Source organism: Lentzea sp. NPDC051213 (assembly GCF_044455585.1).
In the GTDB taxonomy this organism is placed as follows: Bacteria; Actinomycetota; Actinomycetes; order Mycobacteriales; family Pseudonocardiaceae; genus Lentzea.
In genome coordinates this window covers 554,766-579,239 of record NZ_JBITEX010000002.1, presented here as the reverse complement: position 1 = coordinate 579,239, position 24,474 = coordinate 554,766, and the positions used below count along the sequence as shown (strand labels likewise).

Sequence of the window (24,474 nt, the reverse complement as noted above, 5' to 3'; positions counted from 1 at the left end):
TTCCCTTCCTCTGGAAACACACGATCACCTCACTTCAGCAGCTATCTGTTGCACTGGCTGTCGGTTGTCGAACGCGTTCAACTTCGGCGTGGCGCCGCGGACGACCTCGAACAGGTCGGGGATCCGCAGATCGTCCGGTTCGCCACGCCAGGCGACGTGCTGGTCCGGGCGGACCAGGACCAGCGACGCGCCACAGGTGTCTGTTTCGAACCAGTCGCCGGCCCGCAGCACGGTGAGAGGCACACCGCTGCGCCTCGCCGCCTCCCGGATCGGCTCCAGGTCGGCCAAGGGGTCGAGGCAGAGCAGGGTGTGGTTCTGGGCGAGCCGGTCGTACAACGAGGTGCCGTCGGGCAACCACGCGTGCGGCAGTCGTGCACCGGCCTGTGCGGTGGGCCGGTAGGTGGTGACCTCTTGCACGGGCTCGGGTCCGGGATCGGCCGCGATGATCGGCGACCCGTGGTAGTGGTAGCCCAGCACCAGTCCGAGTCCGTGGAACTCGCTGCGCTTGCAGTCCTGGATCGCGGCGGCCGCGGCGACGCGTGCGGCCCGACCTCGCTCACCCGGCGCGCTGACGGGGAAGGTGGCCAGATCCGCGGGAGTGCGGCGCAGGTGGCTGCTCGCGGTCGCGATGGTCCGCTCCGCCACCACCCTGCGTTCGAGCTCGTAGGTCTCGAGCAGGCCCGGCCCGCCCCACCCGTCGAGCACCGCGGCCAGCTTCCACCCGATGTTGACCGCGTCGCCGACCCCGGTGTTGAACCCGTGCCCGCCCCACGGCGGAGTCAGGTGCGCCGCGTCACCGACCAGGAAGATCCGGTCGCTCGCGAACCTGTCCGCGACCAGCATCCGCGCGGACCAGCGGTCGGTCGACACGATCGACATTGGTACGTCCTGGCCCACGAGCGCACGCACCACTTCGGACGGATCGAGCGTGCCTGACGAGTCGTCGACGCCCACCACGAACCACGTGTCGTCGAGGTCCAACCGGCCGACGAGCCCGGAGGTCTTCCCGTTGACGACCCAGTAGTGCACGGCCGACCCGTGCGGAACCCGTTGTGCCAGACCAGGTGCGCGGAACACGATGTTGAGGTTGCGCCTGGAGTCGGCTGAACCCTCGTAGAGAGCGCCGATGGAGTCGCGGGACAAGCCCGTCGGACCGTCGCATCCGAGCACGTACTGCGCCCGCAACACGTGCATGTCGTCGCGGCTGTCGAGCACGCTCGCCTCGACGTACGACCCCGTCTCCACGAGCAGGCCGCACAGGGCGCCGAACGACGTCGTCACGGTGTCCAGCTGTGCCACCGCGTTCCTCAGCACGCGCTCCACGAGCGGTTGCGCGATCTGCTGGCCCGACTCGGCGAACAGGTCCGTCCGCTGGGGCGTCAGGCCGAAGCAACCGGTGAAGCGGGTGATCTCCGCGCCCAGCAGGCTGGTGCAGAAGACCGCGTCCTGGGACCAGGCCACCGGAATCGGTGCAGCGGCCCGGATGTCGCCCGCCAGACCCCAGCGCCGGAAGTGCTCCATCGTCCGGACGCTGGTCGTCTTGGCCCGCGGCCGGTCGGTGGTCACGGTTTCGCGCGGCTCGACCAGGACGCAGCGCACACCGCGCAGGCCCAGTTCCATCGCGGCGGACAGACCGCTGGGGCCGCCGCCCAGGATCAGCACTTCGGTCTCGGTGGGAAAGGTCATGGCCGCGCTCCGTTCTCGCCCGCTCGTCCGAGGAACTCCTCGAGCGCCTGGTTGAACGGCGTGCCCGCGTTCTGCGTGCCGTGCCCACCGTTGATCGTCAGCCGCTCACCGCCGATCTGGGCGGCGAGCGCGTTGCCGATCTCCTCGAAGAGCGGCCGCTGACCGCCGGTGACGACGAGCTTCGGGAAGGTGGCCGCGCGCAGTGCGGCCGTGGGGATGTTCGCCTCCCACGGCCACCGCATGGCGGTGAGCCGTCCGGCGAAGTCGCGCACGTCGGCGGGCAGCGGCGACGGGAACTTCAGCGTCGGTTCGATGTAGGAGAACACCGCGCCGAGCAACTCCTCCTCATCACCCGGCGGAGCGGCCAGCAGGTCCTGCATGCCGCGCTCGTACTCGTCGACGACCGGCACTCCCCTGGCCACGCTGCTCGCCGCGCTCTCGATCAGCGTGAGCGACCACACGACGTCCGGCCGTTCCACCGCGGCGAGCATGGCGCCGACGGTTCCGTAGGACTGGGCCACGAGATGCGCGCCGTCGCCGAGGAGTTCCGCGATGAGCTTCGCGTCCTCCTCGAAGTCCTCCCGGACGCTCGTCGCGCTCTTGCCGTAGTTCAACCGGGAAGGCACGATCAGCCGCCAGCGCCGCGCCAGCGGTTCCTGCGCCTGCCAGGCGTCCATGCCGCCGAACGCGCCACCGTGCACGAAGATCACCGGCTCACCGCCGCCGATCTCGACCACGTGCATCCCGCCCGGCCCGGTGCGCTCGATCCGTTGTGGTTCAGGGGAGTCAGGCGCCTGACCGGCTGGGGCCACCTTGGCGAGCAGTACGGACTCCAGCGCAGCTACGCTCGGGTTGTCGAGGAACTCCGTCGCCGCCAGGGTGACCCCGAACTCACGGCTGATCATGTCGCGCAGCTCGAGCGCCATCATCGAGTTCAGGCCGAGGTTCTGCAGCGGCTCGTCGACCTCGATCTCGTCGGGCGCGCTGCCGAGCACGTCGGCCGTGTGCCGCACCAGTGCGTGCCGCACCCGCGTGGCGGCGTCCTCGCCACCGAGGTCGACGGTCGCGGCGGGCGTCCGCTCGGCGTCGGGCTGCCTGCGGCCCAGGCTCACCGTCGTCTGCCTGGGAGGCGCCGTGATCGCCTGCACGAGCTCCTCGCGCCGCATCAGTCGCATGTGGACGGAGCTCAGCTGGGCGACCACCTGGCCGCGTTCGGTCATGAGGGTCATGTCCGCCGTCAGCAACTCGCCGGACGTCGAACCCTCCTGCAGTCGTGCGTGGCACACGAGCGGTTCTCCGGCATGGCCGTAGAAGTGGTACTCCCCCAGCTCGACGAGCATGGCCAACGTGTCCGGCCCGACCCTGTCGGCGGCGCAGGGGAAGATCATCTGCAGCACCGCGTCGAGGATGCCGGGATGCAGCCGGTAGGGCAGGTTCGCCTCGTCGTCGTCCATGGTGCGCATCCAGGCGATCGCCTCACCACGCCCGTACTTGATCCGGTCGAGCCACCGCGACGACGGGCCGAGCCGCAGGCCGCGCCGCCACAGGTCGCGGTAGAAACGGCCACCTGACAGCTCGTGGTCGCACCGTCGCTCGATGTCGCTGAAAGCGCTTTCCCCCACCGCAGGCCGAACACCGTCCGCGGTGCGGAACCCACCCCGTGCGTACAGCGACCACGTCCCCTGCTCGCCCGCCGGGCTCGCGAGGTACTGGAAGCTCGAGGACGTCGGTCCGGTGGGAGTCACGACGAGCTGGGTGACCGCGCGGCCGCCCTGCTCGATGAGCATCGCCTGGGGCAGCATGAGTTGCTCCACGCACACCCGGTCGTCGCCGAGGATCTCGGCGGCGGCACCCGTCACCGCCTCCAGGTAGAACCCGGCGTTGACGACCGCGGCCTGCTCCACCACGTTCTCGTCGAGCCCGGGGTACTGGGCCGCGGTCAGCGAACCCTGGTACTGCACGATCTCGAGCGGCGACGGCAGCCGGCGGCCCTGCACCGGCAACCTGACCTCCGCCGGCGCGCTCACCGGCGTGACCGGGCCGGTGACGGGTGTCTCGACCGCCACGCGCGGCGGCACGGCATCGGCGGCAACGGCCGGGACGGCCTTCTTGGTCGTGTGGAACCAGTGGCGCTTGCGCTGGAACGGATAGGTGGGAAGCTCCACGCGCCGCCGGGCCCGGCCGCTGTCGACACCGGCCCAGTCGACGTCGGCTCCGCGGACGTACAGTTCGCCGAGCGCGTCCAGCACGCTGTGCCAGTTGGGTTGTCCCGGCTGCAACGAGGGCAGCCAGGCGATGTCCTCATCGGTCAGCGTGCGCCGGGCGAGACCGCACAACACCGGCGACGGCCCGATTTCGACGAACGTGCGGCAGCCGAGCTCGGCGAGTTGCCACACGCCTGCCGAGAAGTTCACCGGCTGCCTGGCGTGCTTGCGGACGTACGGCGCGCTGAACGTGTCCCCGTCGGCCATGCGCCCGGTCAGGCCCGACACCAGTGGAATGGCCGGCGCCGCGAAGGACGTCGCGGCGGCACGGCTTTCGAAGCCGTCCAGCATCGGCTCGATCAGTTCCGAGTGGAACGCGTGCGACACCCGCAGCGGCACGGCCCGGATGCCGTCCGCGGTCAGCGTCTGGACGAGCTCGTCGAGCGCGGACTTCAGGCCGGACACCACGACGTCCTGCGGACCGTTGATCGCCGCGATGGACAGCTTGCCCCCGTAGGGCCGGATCGCCTCGGTGACCCGGCCGGCGTCCGCCGACAGTGCTGCCATCCCGCCGCCGGAAGGCAGTTCCTGCATGAGCCGGCCGCGGGTGGCGATCAGCGACAGACCCTCCTCCAGGCTGAACACCCCGGCGACGCAGGCAGCGGCGAACTCGCCGACGCTGTGCCCGAGCACCGCCGCCGGCTCGACGCCGAAGCTCTGCCACAGCCGGGCGAGCGCGTACTGCAGCGAGAACAGGACCGGCTGGCTGTAACAGGTCTGGTCGATCAGCTCGTCGGGGATGTCGTCGGAGAAGAGCACGGACAGCAACGGCTGGTCGAGGTGCGCGCGCAGAATTTCGTCGCACAGCTCGAGATCTCGCCGGAACCCGGCGTGGGTCTCGAACAACTGCTGGCCCATGCGCCGGTGCTGCGAGCCCTGTCCCGTGAAGAGGAACGCGATCTTGGGCCGGCGTCCGGAGCCGACGACGCCGTGATGCAGGCCGGAGCTCTTCTCGCCGGTCGCGTGGTGGGCAAGACGGCGCCGCAGATCATCGGGATGATCGGCGCGCACGGCCAGCCGGTGGTTGAAGTGCGCCCGGCCGCAGTTCGCGGTGAAAGCCATGTCCCCCAGTGACTTCTCCGAGGCTTCGGCCAGCTCGTCGAGGTAGCCGCCCGCGAGCTGGGTGAGTGCCTCGTCGCTGCGCGCGGACAGGCACAGCAGGTGGGCGGGCCGATCGGTGCCGGTGCTCGGCCGCTCGAGCTGTGGTGCTTCCTCGAGCACGACGTGGGAGTTGGTGCCGCTGGCGCCGAACGAGCTGACACCGGCGTACCGGGGCCGCTCCTGCCGCGGCCACGGCGTGAGCGTCGTGGGCACGGTGATCGGCAGCTCGCCGACGCGGATCTCCGGGTTGAACTCGGTGAGGTGCAGCAGCGGGGGCAACTGCTCGTGCTGCAGCACCAGCACGCACTTGATCAGCCCCGCGATGCCGGCGGCGGACTCCAGATGGCCGATGTTCGTCTTCACCGAACCGAGCGCGAAAGGCGTGGCGGGATCGCGGTTCTCCCCCAGCACATCGCAGAGAGCGTTCACCTCGATCGGGTCGCCCAGCGACGTTCCGGTGCCGTGCGCCTCGACGTAGCCGACGTCGGATCCGTTGATTCCCGCCCGCTGCAACGCCTCGCGCACGACCGCGCGCTGCGCCGAGCCGTTCGGCACGGTGATGCCGCTGCTGCGGCCGTCCTGGTTGACCGCCGAACCCCGCAGGACGGCGAGGACCTGATCGCCATCCGCCTGGGCGGCCGACAGTCGCTTGAGGACGACGACGCCACAGCCTTCGCCGCGCACGTAGCCGTCCGCGTTGCGGTCGAAGGTCTTGCACCGTCCGTCGGGGGCCATCATGCCCGCCTTGGACAGGATCACGAACCACTCCGGCGACAGCAGCACGTTCACCCCACCGGCCAGCGCCATGTCGCAGTCACCCGCGCGCAGGCTCTGCGCGGCCAGGTGCACCGCGACCAGGGAGGACGAGCAGGCGGTGTCGACGGAGAGGCTCGGCCCCTGCAACCCGAGCCAGTAGGCGAGGCGGCCGGGCGCGAAGGCGGAGGCGAGTCCACCGGTCAGGCTGTACCCGTCGAGATCGGAGGTCGTGCTCTGCTGGATGACGGTCTGGCTGTAGTCCGCGGTGGTGACCCCCATGAAAACACCGGTCTTGCTGCCGGTCAGCTTGCCGACCGGCTGGCCGGCGTGTTCGAGCGCCTCCCAGCCCACCTCGAGGAAGAGGCGTTGCTGCGGGTCCATCTGCGCGGCCTCGCGCGGCGAGATGCCGAAGAACGCGGCGTCGAACTGGTCGATGTCGTCGAGGAAGGCACCACGCCTGGTCGCCGATTTCCCCGGCGCCGCGGGATCGGGGTCGTAGTGCTCGTCGACGTCGAACCGGTCCGGGGGCACGTCGGTCACCGCGTCACGGCCGTCGCGCATGAGCTCCCAGAACTCGCCGAGGGACCTGGCCCCCGGCATCCGGCAGGCCATGCCCACGATGGCGATCGGGTCGTTGCGGGTTCGCTCCGAGTTCTCCAGGGCACCGCGCAGCTCTTGGATCTCGGCGAGCGCCTGCCCCAGGATCTCCCTGCTCTGCGTTGAGATCACGTCCACGTCCTATCGCTGGCCCTGGTCGCTTTGGCGGCAACAATTTCGAGGCTGAGCAGCCGGATCAGTTCCTCTTCCGACGCTGTGCCGAGGTGAACGGCGGGTACCGGCGGCGGGGGAATCACCCGCGGGCGCGGCACGACCACCGGCGGGGGCGGAGCCGGCCGGGTGATCTTCGACAGGTGGGCGGCCAGCTCCGCGGGAGTGGGGTGGTCGAACAACACCGTCGCGGAGAGCCTGCGGTCGATGATCGCTTCGAGGCGGTCCCGCAGGGTGATCGCGCGCAGGGAGTCCATGCCGAGCTGGAAGAACCCGATGTCGGGTGCCACCTCGTCGACGGTCAGGTCGAGCAGCTCCGCCGTCTCCGCGCAGATCCGCTCGAGCAGTTCCTCCGGATCGGCTGGGCGTGTGGGCGCGCTCGTGACGGTGTCGCTCTGGGCGGCCACGGCCGACCGTTGTTCGGGGATGACGGCGACAGGAGCCATCCAGAACCGGCGGTGCTGGAACGCGTAGGTGGGCAGCTCGACCTGGCGGCACGTCGCACCGAAGACCGCGGTCCAGTCGACGGGCGAGCCCGCCACGTACGCCTCGGCGACACCGCGCCCGTCTCCCGATTCCACCAGGGCCGGGGCCAGGACGGCGGCACCCGGTTTAGCCGCGACCGCCACGCCACGCACCACGGCGGGCGAAGTCTCGCCGCGGGACAACGTTTCCAGGCCCGCGATGAGTTCGTCGCGAGTGGACGCGACCACGGCCGCACGATGACGCAGCGCGGCTCTCGTGGTCGCCAACGACCACGAGACGTCACAGAGCCGCACGCGATCATGTTGTGCCACAACGAATTCGTGCAAGCGAGCGGCCTGCGCCTGAACCGCCTCGGCGCTGGCCCCGGACAACGGGAAGACCAACGCACCAGTCACGCCGTCGCCCGCAGGGTGATCCGGCAGCCGGGGAGCCTGCTCGAGAATGGCGTGCGCGTTGGTGCCGCTCATCCCGAACGACGACACCGCCGCGCGTCTCGGCCTCCCCTGCCGCGGCCAGGGCCTGGTGTCGGTGAGCAGTTCGAGCCCTCCGGCGGTCCAGTCGACGTGCGGGGTCGGCGTTTCGGCGTGCAACGTCTTCGGTGCGACGCCGTGCCGCAACGCCTGCACGACCTTGATGACGCCCGCGATTCCCGCCGCCGCCATGGTGTGCCCGATGTTCGACTTCAACGACCCCAGCAGCAGAGGCTGATCGGCCCGCCGGCCCCTGCCGTAGGTGGACAGAAGTGCCTGTGCCTCAATCGGATCGCCCAGCGCGGTGCCGGTGCCGTGTGCCTCGACGAGGTCGACGTCGTCCGCACTCAGGCCCGCGTTGACGAGCGCCTGGCTGATCACGCGCTGCTGTGCCGATCCGCTCGGCGCCGTGAGGCCGTTGCTGGCGCCGTCGGAGTTCACCGCGGTGCCGTTGACCAGTGCCAGCACCGGATGCCCGTTCTTGCGCGCGTCGGACAGGCGCTCGAGCACCAGCACGCCGGCGCCTTCGCTCCAGGTGGTCCCGTCGGCGTCGGCCGAGAACGACTTGCACCTGCCGTCCGGAGCCAGCCCGCCCTGGCGGCTGAACTGGACGAACGCCTCCGGACTCGCCATCACCGTCGCCCCCGCGGCCAGCGCGAGTGAGCACTCGCCGCTGCGCAGCGACTGGCTCGCGACGTGCAGTGCCACGAGCGACGAGGAGCACGCGGTGTCGATGGTGAGAGCGGGGCCCTCGAACCCGAACGAGTAGGCGACTCGCCCGGACACGAGACTCGGGGCGCGCCCTGTCATCTGGTAGCCCTCGAGATCGCCCTGGCCGTCCGGCAGATCGGCGCCGTAGTCCTGGATGGCGATCCCGGCGAACACCCCGGTGTCGCTGCCGCGCAGGCTCATCGGGTCGATCGCGGCCCGTTCCAGCGCCTCCCACGTCAGTTCCAGCATCAGGCGTTGCTGGGGATCCATGGCCAGCGCCTCGCGTGACCCGATCCCGAACAGCGCCGCGTCGAAGCCGGCGACGTCGTCCAGAAAGCCGCCGAGACGCGAGTAGGTGGTGCCGGGACGGGTGCGGTCGGGGTGGTAGATCTTGCCGATGTCCCAGCCCCGGTCGTCGGGGAAGGGCGAGATGGCGTCGACTCCCGTGGTCACCAGCCGCCACAGGTCGTCGGGGCACGCCACACCGCCCGGCAACCGGCACGCCATCCCGACGATCACGACCGGATCCGCGTCCAGGTCTCGTTGCCGTGTCGGCGTGGACGCCGGCGGGAGCGTGGAACTCTGCGTGTGCAGGTCTCGTTGCCGCGTCGGCGTGGACGCCGGCGGGAGCGTGGAACTCTGCGCGTCCAGGTCTCGTTGTCGGGTCGGCGTGGACGCCGGCGGGAGCGTGGAGCTCTGCGCGTGCAGGTACGACACCAGCGCTTGGGGTGTGGGGTGGTCGAACATGATGGTGCTGGGCAACTGCACGCCCAGCGCGTCCGTCAGGCTCCGGTGCAGGTCGAGTACACCCACCGACGTGAGGCCGAGATCGAGGAAGGTCGCGGCCGGGTCGATGTCGGCCCCGTCGCTGCCACCGATCGACTTCGCGAGCTGTGCCCGCACCACTTCCCAGATCCCGGCCTCGTCGAGGCGGACCTCCTGGCGGCGCTGATCGGCTTCCACCAGGCCGGGCCTCGTGATCCAGAACCGCTCGCGGGCGAACGCGTAGGTGGGCAGGTCGACGCGCTGGGGCGAACTCCCGCGGAAGAACGGGCGCCAGTCGACCGGTTCCCCTTCGACGTACTTCGCCGCGAGTTCGGCGGCCTCACCTCGTTCCTTCTGTGCTGGGCGGTCGCCGCAGGCGAGTTCCGCCTGCGCGGAGCGGTCACCCCGGGCGAGTTCCTCCCGCACAGGGCGGTCACCCCGGGCGAGTTCCGCCCGCGCGGGCCGGTCACCCCGGGCGAGTTCCGCCCGCACGGGCCGGTCACCCCGGGCGAGTTCCGCGAGCCGGTCGACCAGCTCGGGCGCGGTCGCCGCGATCACCGCCGCACGCTCGCCGAACGCCGTGCGCGTGGTGGCCAGCGAGTACGCCAGGTCGATCAGCCGCACGTCCGGGTTCGCCAGAACGTGCTCGCGCAGCCGCGCGGCCTGCCGCCGCAGTGCGCTCTCGTTCTTGGCCGACACCACGAAAGGGAGCACCCGAGGTTCCACGGCGCCGGTGCTGCTGCCGATGGGGTCGCCCTCTTCGAGGATCAGGTGGGCGTTCGTTCCGCTGATGCCGAACGAGGACACGGCTGCCCGGCGCGTCCGGCTTCCCCGCTGCCACGGCCGCGGCTCGGTCAGCAGCCGCATCTTGGCCGGGTCCCAGTCGACGTGCGGGGTCGGCGCCTGCACGTGCAACGTTTGCGGCAGCACCTCGGAACGCAGGGCCAGCACCATCTTCATCAGCCCGGCGACCCCGGCGGCGGCGTTCGTGTGCCCGGTGTTGGACTTCAGCGAGCCGAGCCACAACGGACTCGCCGGTGGCCTGCGCTCGCCGTAGACCGCCTGCAGCGCCGCGGCCTCGATCGGGTCACCGAGCACCGTGCCGGTGCCGTGCGCCTCGACCGCGTCGACGTCGGCGGGCTGGAGACCCGCGTTGTGCAGCGCGTCCTCGATCACCTGCTGCTGGGCTCGGCCGCTGGGCGCGGTGAGGCCGTTGCTGGCCCCGTCGGAGTTCACGGCGGATCCGCGGATCACGGCCAGCACGGGGTACCCCAGGCGGCGCGCGTCGGACAGCCTCGCCAGCACGAGCACGCCCGCGCCCTCGGCCATGGCGATGCCGTCGGCGTTGGCCGAGAACGGTTTGCACCTGCCGTCGGGGGCCAGTGCGCGTTGCAGGTTGAACGCCATCAGCATGCCCGGTGTCGCCATCACCGTGGCACCACCGGCCAGCGCCAGGTCGCATTCGCCCGCACGCAGCGACTGCACGGCGAGATGCACCGCGACCAGGGACGCCGAGCACGCGGTGTCGACCGTGACCGCCGGGCCGCGCAGTCCCAGTGCGTAGGCGACGCGCCCCGACACCACGCTGGTGAGGCCGCCGGTCATCGCGAAACTCGCCTGATCGTGCGGAATCCTGTCCAGGCCGGGCAGGTAGTCCTGGTGCAGGACACCGGCGAACACGCCGGTCCTGCTCTCCTGCAAGGTCTCCGGAATCACGCCGGCACGTTCCAGCGCCTCCCAGCTGATCTCGAGCAGCAGTCGCTGCTGCGGGTCCATCGTGGTGGCTTCACGTGACCCGATGTCGAAGAAGGAGGCGTCGAAGTCCGCTGCCTGATCCAGGAATCCGCCCGTGCGCGTGCAGATCCGGCCCGGCCGGCCGGGCTCGGGGTCGTACAGCGCGTCCAGGTCCCATCCCCGGTCGGCGGGCAGGCCTGACCGCGCTTCCCGTCCTTCCGCCAGCATCTGCCACAGGGAGTCCGGTGTGGACACAGCGCCGGGGAGGCGGCACGCCATCGACACGATCGCGATGGGGCCGCGGTTGCCCGCACGCAGCTCAGCGTTCTCCTGCCTCAGCCGCTGGGTTTCCTTGATGGACGTGCGCAGCGCGTCGAGCAGGCCGGAGGAGTCCGTCATCGTTAGTCCTCCCCCATGACCAGCTTGATGAGGCTGCCCGCGTCCATCGTCTCGACCTCCACCGCACCCGTGCGCCGGGAAATCCGGGGCGCCTCCCACACCTGCAGGTAGTCCGCGAGCTTCGTCACCGTGGCGTAGTCGTAGATCGACGACGTGGCCAGCGTCCGGTGCATGTCCTCGCTGATCCGGACGCTCAGCGCCTGCGTGCCGATCGAGTCCAGGCCGAGTTCCTTGAACGGGCGGTTGATCGGAACCGCGTCGGCGGAGCCGTACCCGAGCACCGCCGCGACGTGCGCGCGGACCGACGCGATCAGCGCTGCTCGGTCGTCGGACGGTTCGTCGTGTGCACTCGACCGCGGCGCGACGGCGACGACCTCCTCGACGCGGTCGGCGACCGGCGCCGCCTGCCCGGGGTCCAGCCAGTACCGCTGTCGCTGGAAGGCGTAGGTGGGGAGGTCCACCCCGCGTCGGAGGTGCTCTTCGAACACGGTCTCCCACCGCGGTGTAGCGCCACGCAGATAGGCGTGCGACAGGCCGAGGACGGGCAACGAACGCCCGCTCGTGCCGGGCTGCACGGCGTGCACGGCCACATCCGGGTTTCCCTCGTCGCGCGCGATTTCCTGGACCGAGTCGAGCAACGCCGACCGCGGGCCGATCTCGATGAAGGTGACCGGTTCCCCGCCCGCCACCAATGCACGCACGGTGTCGCCGAACCTCGCGGTCCCGCGGGCGTTGTCGTACCAGTGATCGGCGTCGAGCACCGTCCCTTCAGGACGATCGCCGGTCACCGCGCCGCAGTAAGCGAGATCGGGTGCCCCAGTGGCGTCCTCACCGCGCTGTACCGCGAGTCTGGCCGCGTCCTCGATCGACAGGACGCCGGAGAGATGCGCCGCCGCCAGTTGGTGCCGGCTGGCACCGATCACGAAGTCCGGCCGCACGCCGCAGGACGTCCACAACTCCGCCAGTGCCACCGTCATGCCGAAGACGGCGGCGTCCAGCGCACCCGCCTGGCGCAACCACGCCACATCCGCACCGCGTCGCACCGCCTCCCCCACCACGAAGTCGCAGTGGGGAGGGAAAACGTCCGCGCACTCGGCCACCCGCGCGGCGAACGCGGGAGACTCGCTCATCAGTTCCTGTGCCAGCTCCACCAGGCCGTGGCAGGGACTGGTCATCAGGAACACCACGGCGCCGGTCGGTTGTTCCGCGCCTCGCAGGACATCCGGCGCCTCGGTGCCGTCGGCGACCGCGCCCAGGCCGGCGACGAGCTGGTCGCGGTTCTGCGCCAGCACGACTGCCCGGCAGGCCAGTCGTTCCCGGCGGGTGGCCAGTGACCACGCGACCTGACCGATGTCCTGGTCGGGCCGGCTCTGGACGTGCTGCCGCAGCTGGTTCGCCTGAGCTCGCAGAGCGCGGTCGTTCGTGCCGGAGATGACGAACGGCAGGGTTTCCGCCGTCACCTCGTCGCCTTCCGCAGGGGCCTGTTCGAGCACCAGGTGCGCGTTGGTGCCGCTGATCCCGAACGACGAGACCGCCGACCGGCGCGGGCGATCCGTGGCAGGCCACCGGGTGTGCTCGGTGAGGATCCGCACCGAGCCCGCCGACCAGTCGATCTCGCCGGCGGGCTCGTCGACGTGCAGCGTCTTGGGCAGAAGTCCGCTGCGCATGGCCATGACCATCTTGATGACGCCGGCAACGCCGGCAGCGGCCTGGGTGTGCCCCAGGTTCGACTTGACCGAGCCGAGCCAGAGCGGCCTGGACTCGTGTCTGTCCTGGCCGTAGGTCGCGAGGATCGCACCGGCCTCGGCTGGATCTCCGAGCCTGGTACCGGTGCCGTGTGCCTCGACCGCGTCGACGTCCGCGGCGGTCAACCCGGCGTGCGCGAGCGCCCGCCGGATCAACTCCTCCTGAGCGGCGCCGTTCGGAGCGATCAAGCTGCTGCTCGCTCCGTCGTGGTTGACCGCGGAGCTCCGCAGGCACGCGAGCACCGGGCAACCGAGGCGCCGAGCGTCGGACAACCGAGCCAGCACGACCATGCCGGCGCCTTCACTCCACACGGTGCCGTCGGCTCCGGCAGCGAAGGGTTTGCACCTGCCGTCCGATGCCAGACCGCCGTGCTTGCTGAACTCCGTGAACATTCCCGGACTCGCCGCGAACGTCACTCCGCCCGCCAGCGCCAGGCCGCACTCGCCGGTCCGCAAGGCTTGTGCGGCCAGATGCATGGCCACCAACGATCCGGACTGTGCGGTGTCCACGGTCAGCACCGGTCCGGTGAATCCGAAGAAGTAGCTCAGCCGCCCTGCCGTGAGGCTCGCGGCGGTGCCGGTGAGAACACTGCCCTTCACGTCCGCCGGCGCTTCGTGCATCGGCGGGCCATAAGCGGTGGACATAGCGCCGACGAATACACCTACTCGTTCGTTCTGGAGCTTTCCGGAGGAAAGGCCCGCACGCTCGAGGGCCTCCCATCCCGTTTCCAGCACGAGACGCTGCTCCGGATGCATCGCCGCGGCTTCCCGCGGCGAGATCCGGAAGAACTCGGCGTCGAAGTCCGCTCCGCCTTCAAGAAATCCGCCGCGGGCGGCAGGTGACGAGCCAACCGCGTTCGGATCACCCGCCCCCAACCGCTCGAGATCCCAGCCCCGGTCGGACGGCAGGTCGGAGACAACACATTTCTCGGCGAGCAACAGCGCCCAGAGGTCCTCGGGCGAGGAAATTCCTCCTGGGTACCGACAGGCCATACCAACAATGGCGATGCGATCATCGGACGAGGAACAACTCATCTCGAAAGCCGTTTCATCGGAGCGCGCAGGGAGTATTCGCTCACTCATCGGACCAGCCCAGCATCAGGGGAGCCACTGAAGGGCAGTGGCTTCTACAGGTAGCTCACCGAGGGCGCCGCACGAACAATGACGGCGGCAGCACTAACGAACGTTCTGAGGCTTCCGTGCGATCACGGCACCGTTGGCGCCGCCGGCCTCGAACCTGACAATTTCCGAGTTGACGAACCCGGCGTCGCCGAGCCACGACCGGTACTCGGTCTCGGAGTAGTTCTTTCCACCGGACTGCGCGACGAGCATGTTCATACCCATGAGCGCGGCCTCGGCCGGGCCTGTGCGATCAGGATTCAACAGGTGCTCGCAGATGATGACCACGCCACCGGGCGGCAATGCGGCCCAGACCTTGTCCAGCAGCGCGCGGTTGTACTCTTCGTCGTAATTGTGGAAGATCTGGCTCAGCAGGACGACGTCATACCCCTCAGGAAGGGTCGCGTCCTTCGAGTAGTTGCCAGGCGCGGTGTCGATCGCGTGGTCCAGCCCCGCCGCCTTGACCTTCGCGGTGACGATCGGACACACGTGCGGCAACTCGTACACAGTGGCCGTGAGGTGCGGAAACTTGCTGCACAGCTCGATCGGGAAGCCGCCTGAGCCGCCACCCACGTCGAGCAGGCGCCGGTGGCCGGTGAAGTCGTAGACATCGGCGAGCGAACGGGCGGTGAAACCCGCCAGCGCGTGCATCGCCTCCCAGAACAACTCCATGACCACAGCGTCTTCCGCGGTGAACAACGTCTCTTGTTCATCTGGATTCCACAAAACCGGACGGTCGGATTTCAACGCGTCGACGACGTGGTGCCAGCCCTCGTACAGCTTGTGGTTGTAGAACTTCACGTAGCCGCCGAAGTAGTACGGCTTGCCGGCGACCAGGAACTCCTCGGCGATCGCGGTGTTGCGGTAGCCGATGTCGGTCTTCTCCAGAAGATCGAGGGACGTGAGCGCGGCAAGCAGAAGATCAGCGGGCCGCGGTTGCAGATCGAACTCTTCAGCGAACTCCTCGACCGTGACCGATCGCCCCCCGGCGAGACGTGTGAATACGTCGAGATCGACCGCAGCAGCATAGGTCTTGAAGCTGATGAAGCCATTCGTGAGTTGAAGCAACGGGAACTGAGTCAGCCGCCTTGACATCTGTTTCACTGCAGCGCTCCGAAGGTCTGATGGCAGATCGCGTCTAACGCTGAGGAAGGCCCCAGACCGGTTCTCGGTCCGCTTCCACGCGTCTCATGTCGTTAAGAGTGCACGCTTGTGCGAAAAAAACAAGTCGGACTGCCGTGATGTCAGGCCAGCTTCACCCAATCGGAGGAGTTTTGACTCCACCCCTCCACGTCGTAACTATTTGAAGACAAACAAGAATGTGGTCAACACAAAGGAGCCGGCGAGTGAAGCCGGTGTGAAGAGTTAATACATGCGTCATTCTGCATCCATGAAGACTCGAACGGCAGGAGGCCAGTCAAGCTACTTTCACGACAAAACGGGCATACGAAAGCAACGCACCATCATGAAGCGGTGGTGCCGTTTGAAGCGTCGCTCACCTTTCCCGTGCAGCCGCACGCACGCGCCGGAGATCCCACACGGCGCCCATGCCGCGATAGAGGTCGACGCAGGCAGCTATGAGCGGGGCCGCCTGAACCCCCGATTTGGCACGGGTGAGCAGCACGGCGGTGTCTTCCAGGGTCTGCGCCAGCTCGAAGGTCCGGCCGGCCCGGCGGTAGTGCTCTGCGACTTGATGAAGTCCGTCCGGATCTCGGTCGAACACGCTGCGGCAGCGTTGTGCGGCCGCGCCGGCACCCGATGCGGTGACCTCCAGCCCGGCCTCGGCCTCGCACGCCGCCACCGCCTCCTGCGCGGTGGCGACGTCTCCTCCCGCCAAGGCGAACCGCACCAGGTCGGGAAGCCATTGATGACGCACCATCATCGGCGCGTACCTGGTGTCGAGGATCGTGCCCAACACCTCGATCGCGTCCGTCCAGCGTGACTCCCGTGCCGCGGCCACCGCACGGGCCGCCACCAGGAAGCCGCTGTTCTCCCGGTCGGCGGTCGTCGTCAGCGGGAGGGTCTCCCCCGCGTCCAGGTGTGCCGCCATCACGGCGGCTTCATCGCGGTGCGCGGCGATCAGTGCGCCGACACCGTGCAACAACAGCAGCGGCCGTCTCTCACGCAAGCCGAGGCTCGTGACGTCCGCTGTGCAACCTTGGGCCGAACCGAGTTCCTCGACCGCTTCATCCCACTTGCCGAGCCAGAACTGATGCACCCCGGCGGCGACGTGGACACCGGCGACCGGCGTGCCCGACGAGATCTCCAGCGCCCGGCGGAGGTCATCCCCCGCCTCAGGCAACCGATCGAGGCACTGCAACGTGAACATCCTTTTGTCCAGCAAGACAAGTCGCAGATCGGTGAGCGTGATGTCGTTGCCTGTCAAGGAAAGCGCTCTGTCCAGATGCATCACCGCCCGACCGTGGTCACGGCGCACCGTGTCCACTTGCCACAGCACCTCCAGACCCTGGCCGACCGCGAAGGCGTCTCCCACCCGCTCACCCAGCTCTATTGCCTCGTTCGCGGTACGGACGGACTCCTCGACCTCGCCGAGGCCGGCGCGTTGCACCAGCGCGCGCAACGAGACCAGCCTGGCGCGCCAGAGATCGGGCAACCCCCGGTCTCTCAGCGCCTCGTCGAGCGCGCTCAGGGCAACCTGTGGCCGTGACGCCCTATAAGGGACGTAGGCCAGGATCCACCGCATCTCCGCGAGCTGGTTCCGGTCGGACAGCCCGGGCAGGGCTCTTTCCGCCCACGTCTGCGCTTCGGCGTCCCGGCCCGTCCGGAAGAGGACCCGGCTCAGGTGCGCCATCAGCACCGCGTGGCGTTCATCGGCCGTCGGCACATGCGCCAGCGTGCGTTGCAGCAACTCCACCGCGATCTGCGGCGCGCGGTGGATCAACGTCCAGGCCGAGTTCATCAGCCAGTCCAGCACCCAGCCGCCACCGGCACCCGCCGCCTCGAGCAACTGGGCCGCCACGTGCTCGGCAGGCGCGCTCGCCCGTGCCAGCGCCTCGGCGGCCTGGTGGTGCAGCCCCACGCGCACGGCTTCCGGAGTTCCCTCGTACAGCGCCTGCCGGATCAGTGGATGCCGGAAGGCCAGCCGCAGACCCGCATCGCGCAGCACGCCGGCGGTGATGGCCTCCTCGAACGGTGCGACCAGGTCCGACACCGGTCTCCCGAGCACGACGGACAGGTCGACGACCGCGAACTCACTGCCGAGCAGCGCCGCCCAGCGCAGTACGTCCTGGGTGGACTCGGACAGGAAGCCGAGCCTGCCGGTGACGGCGGACACCAGCGAGCGCGGCGCCCGATCCAGGGCGTCCGGCGCGACGTCCGCGACGTCACCGCCGACGTGGAGGACGTCCTCACGCACGAGCGCATCGGCCATCTCCCGGATGTACAAGGGATTGCCGCACGTGCGGGCGGTGATGTCACGCAGTCCTGGCCCCGGTGACGCGCCCACCAGTGCGCCGACCATCGCGGCAACATCCTGCTCTGCCAACGGTTTCAGGTGCATCACGGTGCCGTCGCGGGCTTCGACGGCCCTGCGGAGCTGGTCCACCTGACCGCCGGGCTGCACCGGGCGGGTGACGCCGACGAGCAGCAGCGGAAGCCTGTCCACGAGATCGCACAACCGGCGCCAGACCTCGAGACTGGCTTCGTCGGCCCATTGCAGATCGTCGACCAGCAACGCCAGCGGCTGGTCCGCGCAGAGCTCCTCGACCAGCACGATCAACTTGTCGATCGCGGCGAAGACCGGGTCACCGCCGTCGATGACCGAGTGAACCGACTGCTCGTCCCGCAACGCGCGGGCGAGCTCGGTCCGGCGGGCGTCGGACGACTGCGGGTTGACGCCGAGGCAGTCCAGCACGACGCGAAGAGGGAAGCTCCGGCCGAGGCTGTCGGCACCGCCCCGAGCCACCTGACAGCCCGCCCACTCGGCGTACGAGCAGCCCGCCGCGAGCACGGCGGACTTGCCGATGCCCATCTCGCCCTCGATCCACACCACCCGGCCGGAGCCGGAGACGACGTCGTCGATCGCCGAGCGCAGGACACCCACTTCCGCGTCGCGGCCCACGAGCCTGATCGCGGGTGGCCGCTTCTTCACCACCTCGGCCACGGGCGCGACATTCACCGCGGAACGCTTGCGCAGTGCGAAGTCGAGCAGTGCCGGGTCGTTGGCCAGGATCCGCTGGTGCATCTCCTGCAGCAGCGGTCCGGGTTCGACGCCCAGCTGCTCGATCATGGTGTGCCGCGCCGCGCGAAAGGTGTCGAGCGCCTCGGCGTTGCGCCCGCACCTGTACAACGCGAGCATCAGCAGCGACCGCGGGCGTTCCCTGGTCGGGTACTCGTCGACGAGCGCGGAGATGTCGGTGACCACGTCGGAGTGCAGGCCGTTCTCCAGCGCGACCTCTGCCCACAGCTCCCTCGTGATGGCCCGCAGTTCCGCGAGCCGGCTGCGCTGGGTCTGGGCGAACGGACCCGCGATGCCGGCGAGCGGTTCTCCTTGCCACAGGCCCAATCCCTCGTCCAGGGAGTCCAGCGCGCCCGCGAGGTCGTCGGCGGCGAACTGACGCTGGGCACGCTCCCTGAGCCGGTCGAACACCACGACGTCCAGGTTCTCCGGATCCAGCTGCAGGCGGTATCCGCCTCCGTCGGAAGCCAGGGCCGTGGACGACTCGCGCCTCGACCGCTCCGGCTCCAGCGCCTTCCGCAGCGAGGAGATGTAGGTGTACAGGCTGGCGCCCACGGTGGCGGGCGGGGCTTCGCCCCACACCCCGTCGATGAGCTCGTCGCGCGAGACGACGGAGTTGGCCCGCATGGCCAGCATCGCGAAGACGGCGCGCGGCAGCGAGGAACCCAGGTTGATCTGTTGCCGGCCGGACCAGACGCGCACCGCTCCGAGCAGTTCCGTACGAAGAACGGGATCAGCCGCCGCCGTGATCACCTTCACCGCCTGCACTCCATCTCGATGCCGATGCGCCTCTTACCCGAGCACGTATTGAAATTTCAATTCCACGGCTTGCCGCATCGGCCGGAATACTAGGGGACAGCGGCAGAGCGAGCCATGCCCACATGCGTGGGTGCGCGCCACGGTCGCTACGCCGACCGAGTGACCGAAAGTCCTCGTGCGTTCACCTGGCCGCACGATTGAAGCCCAAGATTGCCAACGCTATGAAAACGCAAACATGTCAGGCAATAAGATCCACGGCTTCAATCACGCCGCCTTCGGACATCGCCCAGACGGGCTCAGGGGTCTCACTCGCAGTGTCTGCCACCTCATCGGCACACCACCCGATTGCCCGGGCCGGACGCCTGCCCGCTTCCCTCGGCGGAGTGATCAACTCCACCTCGACCAGCGGAGTTGCGTGCAGAAACAACATTCGAAAACCCTCCATGCCGACCTCCGGGGACCGCGTGGAACAACGGATCTTGGTGGAGCGAACTGCGACCAAGTCTCCGGAGGACGTCTCTACTACCTCTACATGCGATCTACAGGAGACGCCGTTCACTCGACTGGGTGAAGCCACGTCCGCTTCGCCATCTCGAGCGCCCTGATGTATTTCGGAAGTTCCGTCAGCGACGCCTCCATGCGCCCCGGCACGACCTGCCCGGCGAACACCGCGTCGGCGACGGCATCGGCGGCCTCCGGGGACAGGCCGTCCAGCGAGAAACGAGGCCGCGTCGCGAACATCTCGTTGACCGTGATTCGCGCCCGGACCAGATCAAGCGTGGCTCGAAGCTCCTCGATGAGCCTGTCAGCGCTCGCTGGATCAAGTACGAGCGCACCCGACGCCGCCAATTCCAAGAACGCGTCTCCGGCGAATACCGTGTCGTCGGTTCCGGTTTTTTGCGCGGGTATGAAGTCCATGACGTTTCGCTCCCAACACGAACTGGTACGGCAGGCAGGGCCCGACCCACGGTCGACCCTGCGCCTGGCGACCGGCCACGGCAACGGGGAGAGGGCCGGCGTGCCGGAAGGTCCGCCGAACGTGCCCTTACGCGAAGCCCAGGTGAGGACGTGCGTGCCCGAACCTTCTGTAGATCCTCCGTAGACGCTGTTTAGACGAGCCTCCAAGACTCGGCCCGGTCGAGTAGGCGAACGTCTGAAGAGGGGTCGGCATGAAACGCACACGAGTGGTCATCCGAGCGGCGGACAACATGATCGGTGCCGGTCTCACCAGCTGGCTGCAGCTACCGCCGGCCGGCGACGACGACCCGGTGCTGGAGGTCATTCCGCAGGACCGCTGCACCGAGGCCGACGTCGTCGTGGTCGCGGCGGAGCGGCTCACCCCTCAGTTGCTGAGCAGCCTGCGCCGGGCCGCGTCCGCGGGCGGGGCGCCGGTCGTGCTGGTGGTGGACGAGATCGACCAGAGCGAGATCCTCAACGCGGTGCAGTGCCGGGTGGTCGGCGTGATCCCGAGGGCGGCGGTGACCGCGGAACGGTTGCGCCACGGCGTGCTGACCGCGGCCACCGGTGGCGGCGTCCTGCCCCCGTCGCTGATCAGTGAGCTGATCAAGCAGGTCGAGCGGCTGATGCAGGAGGTGCTGCAGTCCGGCGGCTCCACGCACGCCAAGTTGACCGCGCGCGAGGTGAAGGTGCTGCGACTGGTCGCGGAGGGCCTGGACACCCTGGAGATCGCCGAGCAACTGGCTTATTCAGAACGAACCGTGAAGAACGTGGTGCACGGCCTGACCACGCGGCTCAACCTCCGCAACCGGCCGCACGCCGTCGCCTACGCGATGCGCACCGGGCTGATCTGATCTCCTGATCCTCGTCGAGGAGCCACACATGCCGTCGTCGACCGTGGTCGGACTCTCGAGCACCTGCTTCGGGTCTACCGCCTACCACTTGGCCGTACTGGCGGCACGCGCGCACCACGCCAACGCGGTGGAAGTCGCTTGTTCCACCGGCGGGCCGCTGCGGGACCTCGAGCAGGTCATCCCCCGGCTCGACCTGGCCGGTCTCGACCGGCTGTCACTGCGAGCGGGGCACTTCGAAGCCGGCGCCGAACTCGAGACGGAGACGATCCTCGCGAGGCTCGCGGTGCCGGTCGTCGTTCGAGCCGACTGCGTCCGCGACCGCTATGCCTGGCGCTCCTGCGAAAACCGGCTGCTCATCGCCAACCCCACGCACGCCGGCCGGCCGCACGCCCTCGGCGAGCTGCTCGACGAACTGTTCGACGCCCTGCCGGAAGCCGGCTTCTGTCTCGACGCCTCAGCGGCGTTCGCAGCAGGTGGTCACCCCCTGCTGACGGCGTTGGCACGGCGCTACGCCGACCGCCTGGCCCAGATCAACGTCGGATCCGAGTACGCGTCCTCGCCTTCAGCGGACAGCACGCCCGGCGATGTGGACCTGGTACATGCCGTCTTGTCCGCGGCCGATCTCAGCGCACCGATCGTCGTCGAGCGCTCCGCCGACACCGCGTGGTCGAGGAAGTTGTCCCAGGACGTGGTGGCGTTGCGTGAAATCGCCCGCAACCCACGCTCCCGTGTGGACGGTGCTGAACCCGGCCTGCCGTCGAACTCCACCAGGAACTAGCGCGGGCGACGCCAGGTGCGGCGTCGCCCGCGCGGTGTCAGGCTCGTTCACGCCAGGCCAGGAGCCTTGTCCCCCGTCCAGCGGTAGACGCGAACGTGGTCCACCACCAGCTTCTGCGGGAAGCTGGTGGACGAGTCCGGGTCGCCCGGCCACGTGCCACCGACGGCGAGGTTCAGCAACATGAAGAACGGCTTGTCGAACGCCCACGTGGTGCCGGGCGGGATGTCGTTCGGCGTCGCCTGGTGGAAGTGCTGGCCGTCGACGTACCAGTGGATCTCACCGGGTCCCCACTCGACGGAGAAGGTGTGGAAGTTCTCCGCCAGCGGCCGGCCGTCGGGGCTGTTCGTCTTCCCGGTGATGCTCTCGTCGTCGGAGTAGCCCTGGCCGTGGATCGTGCCGTGCACGGTGTACGGCTCCTTGCCGAGGTTCTCCATGATGTCGATCTCGCCGCACTGCGGGTGGCCGACCTGCTCGTAGTCGTGGCCCAGCATCCAGAACGCGGGCCACATGCCCTTGCCGGTCGGCACCTTGATCCGCGCCTCGAACCGGCCGTACTGCTGGGTGAACTTGCCGTTGGTGATCAGGCGGGCCGAGGTGTACCGGCAGGAGCCGTACCAACAGTCCTCTCCGGACTCCTCTCGAGCGGTGATCTCCAGCTGTCCCTGGCCGTTGTGCGCGGCGTTGCGGTTGCCCGGCGTGTAGTACTGGAGCTCCTTGTTGCCCCAGCCGTCACCGCCGACCTCGTGACGCCACCGACCGGAGTCGGGAGCGGAGCCCGCCGACCCGTCGAACTCGTCCTGCCACGTCAGCTCCCAGGCGGCTGGCTTGGCCGTGGCACCGACCGTGAAGCCGGGCAGCAGCATGGTCGCGGTGGCGAGCAGGACGCCGAACCGCGCCAAGGTTGTACGCATGATCGTTCTCCCGTCTGGCGGCGGGTTTGTAAGGAAAATTTCTTAGTTCACGAATATGAACTCGCGGGGTCGACGGCGTCAACCCCTTGTCTGACCAGGCAATATCGGCTAGAGAGGGAAGGTTCGAACGAGCGGAGGCAGCCAGATTCCTGAGAGTCGGCACGCCTCATCAAATCCTCATAGAACCCGCGCGATGATCTCCTGATGCGTCACTGGAAGTCCGCTCTGGCCGCCGCCGCAGTCATCACCACGCTCCTCGCCGGCTGCACCGCCGCCCCGTCGGACACCAGCGGGTTCGTCCGGCTGGACCAGGTCGGCTACGCGTCCGGGGAGACCAAGCACGCCTACCTGCTCGGCCGGCAGGATCCCGGCGACGTCGAGTTCAAGGTCGTCGGCACCACCGGGGAAACGGTGCTCTCCGGCACCGCGGGAGCGATGACCGGAGGCTGGAACGACTCCTTCGCCGCGGTCAGGGTGCTGGACCTCTCGGCGGTGAAAACCCCTGGCAGCTATCGGATCGAGGTGCCCGGCGCCCCGCAGTCACCACCGTTTCGGGTAGCACCGGCCGCTGACCTGTTCGGACCGATCGTGGCGTCGAACCTCAAGTTCTTCCAGGCCCAGCGCGACGGCGCCGAGTTCGTCCAATCAGGACTGCGGCGCGGCCCGGCGCACCTGAACGACCGCCAGGCGACGGTCTACCAGACACCGCGCTACAACGACGAGGGCACGGTCCTGGTCGACGAGCGGCTCACGCCGGTGGGCGGCCCTGTCGACGTGTCCGGCGGCTGGGCCGACGCGGGTGACTTCCTCAAATTCACGCACACCGCCGCGTACTCCGTCTCGGCAATGCTGCTGGCACAACGGGATTCCCGCGTCGGCGGTGCCGAACTCGCCGCCGAGAACCGGCACGGCATGGCCTGGCTGGATCGGATGTGGGACGACGCCACCGGCACGCTCTACGCCCAGGTCGGCATCGGCGCGGGCAACGACGCCGTCCGCTCGGACCACGACATCTGGCGTCTCGCGGAGACCGACGAGCTCACCGACCGGCCGGTGTTCCGCGCCGCCGAGCCCGGAGCGCCGATCAGCCCGAACCTCGCCGGCAAGGTCGCGGCCGCGTTCGCCCTCGACGCCCAGCTGGACACCGGCGAAGCCGCCCGGCGCAAGCTCGACCAGGCCGCGAAGCTGTACGCCCAGGCAGATCGTGCACCTTCCGGCGAACTGACCACCGCGTTCTCGCACAACTTCTACCCGGAGGACTCCTGGCAGGACGACCTCGAGTTCGCGGCGGCGGAACTCGCCCTGGCGGGCAAGGCTCTCGGCGACCCGCGCACCGGCGACTGGGCGCGCGACGCCGGGCGCTGGGCTGCCGCGTACTTCGCCTCGGACACCAAAGGCACGCTCGGCGTGGGTGATGTCAGCGCCCTCGCGCACGCGGATCTCGTTCGCCTCATGGACGAGGGACAGTCTGTCGCCGAAGTCAGCCGCGACGACGTGGTCCGCGATCTCACCCGCCAGCTCGACGCCGGCCGCGACCGTGCCGCGAAAGATCCTTTCCGCGCCGGAGCGAGCTACACGGACTTCGACTCCGTCCCGCACACGTTCGGCCTCGCCACGACGGCACGGCTCCACGAGCGCGTCACCACCACCGGCACCTACGCCGCCTTCTCCACCCAGCAACGGAATTGGGTGCTCGGCGCAAACGCGTGGGGATCGTCGTTCGTCATCGGCGCCGGTTCCGTCTACCCGCGCTGCCCGGAACACCAGGCCGCCAACCTGACCGGCGAACCCCTCATCGGCGCCGCGGTGAACGGCCCGAACCAGGCCGACAAGTTCGCCGAGCTCAACCGCTTCCCGACGATGCGCGCCTGCGCTGTCCCGGACTTCGCCGCCTTCGACGGGCACGACGCCCGCTACGTCGACGACGTCGGAGCCTGGCAGAGCGTCGAGCCCGCCGACGACTTCACCGCGACCGGACTGCTGTACTTCGCGCTGGCGTCCACCGAATGAGCG

General features: G+C 69.2%; 10 protein-coding genes and 1 pseudogene. 3 read left to right on the top strand and 8 right to left on the bottom strand.

Translation table 11 applies throughout. The annotated features are described in order from the left end of the window. Nucleotides 1–24: 24 nt before the first annotated feature. The 7 genes and pseudogenes from ACIA8G_RS09400 to ACIA8G_RS09370 form a co-directional block, all read right to left on the bottom strand. Complete coding sequence (locus ACIA8G_RS09400) at nucleotides 25–1,686, bottom strand: FAD-dependent monooxygenase (protein ID WP_396417875.1); 1,662 nt, start codon at nucleotides 1,684–1,686, stop codon at nucleotides 25–27. After that, nucleotides 1,683–6,536 carry an alpha/beta fold hydrolase gene (locus ACIA8G_RS09395; protein ID WP_396417874.1) on the bottom strand — a complete coding sequence of 1,618 codons (4,854 nt, stop codon included), beginning with the start codon at nucleotides 6,534–6,536 and terminating at the stop codon, nucleotides 1,683–1,685. Before ACIA8G_RS09395 ends, ACIA8G_RS09400 begins: the two co-directional genes overlap by 4 nt. Continuing rightward, nucleotides 6,533–11,140, bottom strand: a pseudogene (locus ACIA8G_RS09390) (beta-ketoacyl synthase N-terminal-like domain-containing protein); the annotation flags it as partial. The gene ACIA8G_RS09395 and the pseudogene ACIA8G_RS09390, both read right to left, overlap by 4 nt. 2 nt (nucleotides 11,141–11,142) lie before the next feature. Next, the gene (locus ACIA8G_RS09385) at nucleotides 11,143–13,920 is read right to left on the bottom strand and encodes a type I polyketide synthase (protein ID WP_396417873.1); all 2,778 of its coding nucleotides are present in this window, start codon (nucleotides 13,918–13,920) and stop codon (nucleotides 11,143–11,145) included. A 141-nt stretch (nucleotides 13,921–14,061) separates the two neighbouring features. Next, on the bottom strand, nucleotides 14,062–15,099 hold the full coding sequence (locus ACIA8G_RS09380) for a methyltransferase (protein ID WP_396417872.1): 1,038 nt from the start codon (nucleotides 15,097–15,099) through the stop codon (nucleotides 14,062–14,064). Nucleotides 15,100–15,499: 400 nt separating this feature from the next. Further along, nucleotides 15,500–18,961 carry a BTAD domain-containing putative transcriptional regulator gene (locus tag ACIA8G_RS09375; protein ID WP_396417871.1) on the bottom strand — a complete coding sequence of 1,154 codons (3,462 nt, stop codon included), beginning with the start codon at nucleotides 18,959–18,961 and terminating at the stop codon, nucleotides 15,500–15,502. A gap of 555 nt (nucleotides 18,962–19,516) precedes the next feature. Beyond that, nucleotides 19,517–19,879 (bottom strand): hypothetical protein, encoded by a 363-nt coding sequence (locus tag ACIA8G_RS09370; RefSeq protein WP_396417870.1) that lies wholly within the window; start codon nucleotides 19,877–19,879, stop codon nucleotides 19,517–19,519. Nucleotides 19,880–20,130: 251 nt separating this feature from the next. Between ACIA8G_RS09370 and ACIA8G_RS09365 the strand changes: the two genes are divergently transcribed. Continuing rightward, entirely contained in the window at nucleotides 20,131–20,772 is a 642-nt protein-coding gene (locus ACIA8G_RS09365; RefSeq protein ID WP_396417869.1) for a response regulator transcription factor, read from the top strand. A gap of 28 nt (nucleotides 20,773–20,800) precedes the next feature. After that, nucleotides 20,801–21,550 carry a hypothetical protein gene (locus tag ACIA8G_RS09360; protein ID WP_396417868.1) on the top strand — a complete coding sequence of 250 codons (750 nt, stop codon included), beginning with the start codon at nucleotides 20,801–20,803 and terminating at the stop codon, nucleotides 21,548–21,550. A 47-nt stretch (nucleotides 21,551–21,597) separates the two neighbouring features. Here the strand turns inward: ACIA8G_RS09360 and ACIA8G_RS09355 are convergent, their stop codons facing one another. Next, a complete protein-coding gene (locus ACIA8G_RS09355) occupies nucleotides 21,598–22,461 on the bottom strand; it encodes a family 16 glycosylhydrolase (RefSeq protein ID WP_396417867.1) in 864 nt (287 codons plus the stop codon). A gap of 204 nt (nucleotides 22,462–22,665) precedes the next feature. Between ACIA8G_RS09355 and ACIA8G_RS09350 the strand changes: the two genes are divergently transcribed. Continuing rightward, nucleotides 22,666–24,471 carry a glycoside hydrolase family 9 protein gene (locus ACIA8G_RS09350; protein WP_396417866.1) on the top strand — a complete coding sequence of 602 codons (1,806 nt, stop codon included), beginning with the start codon at nucleotides 22,666–22,668 and terminating at the stop codon, nucleotides 24,469–24,471. Nucleotides 24,472–24,474: the final 3 nt, after the last annotated feature.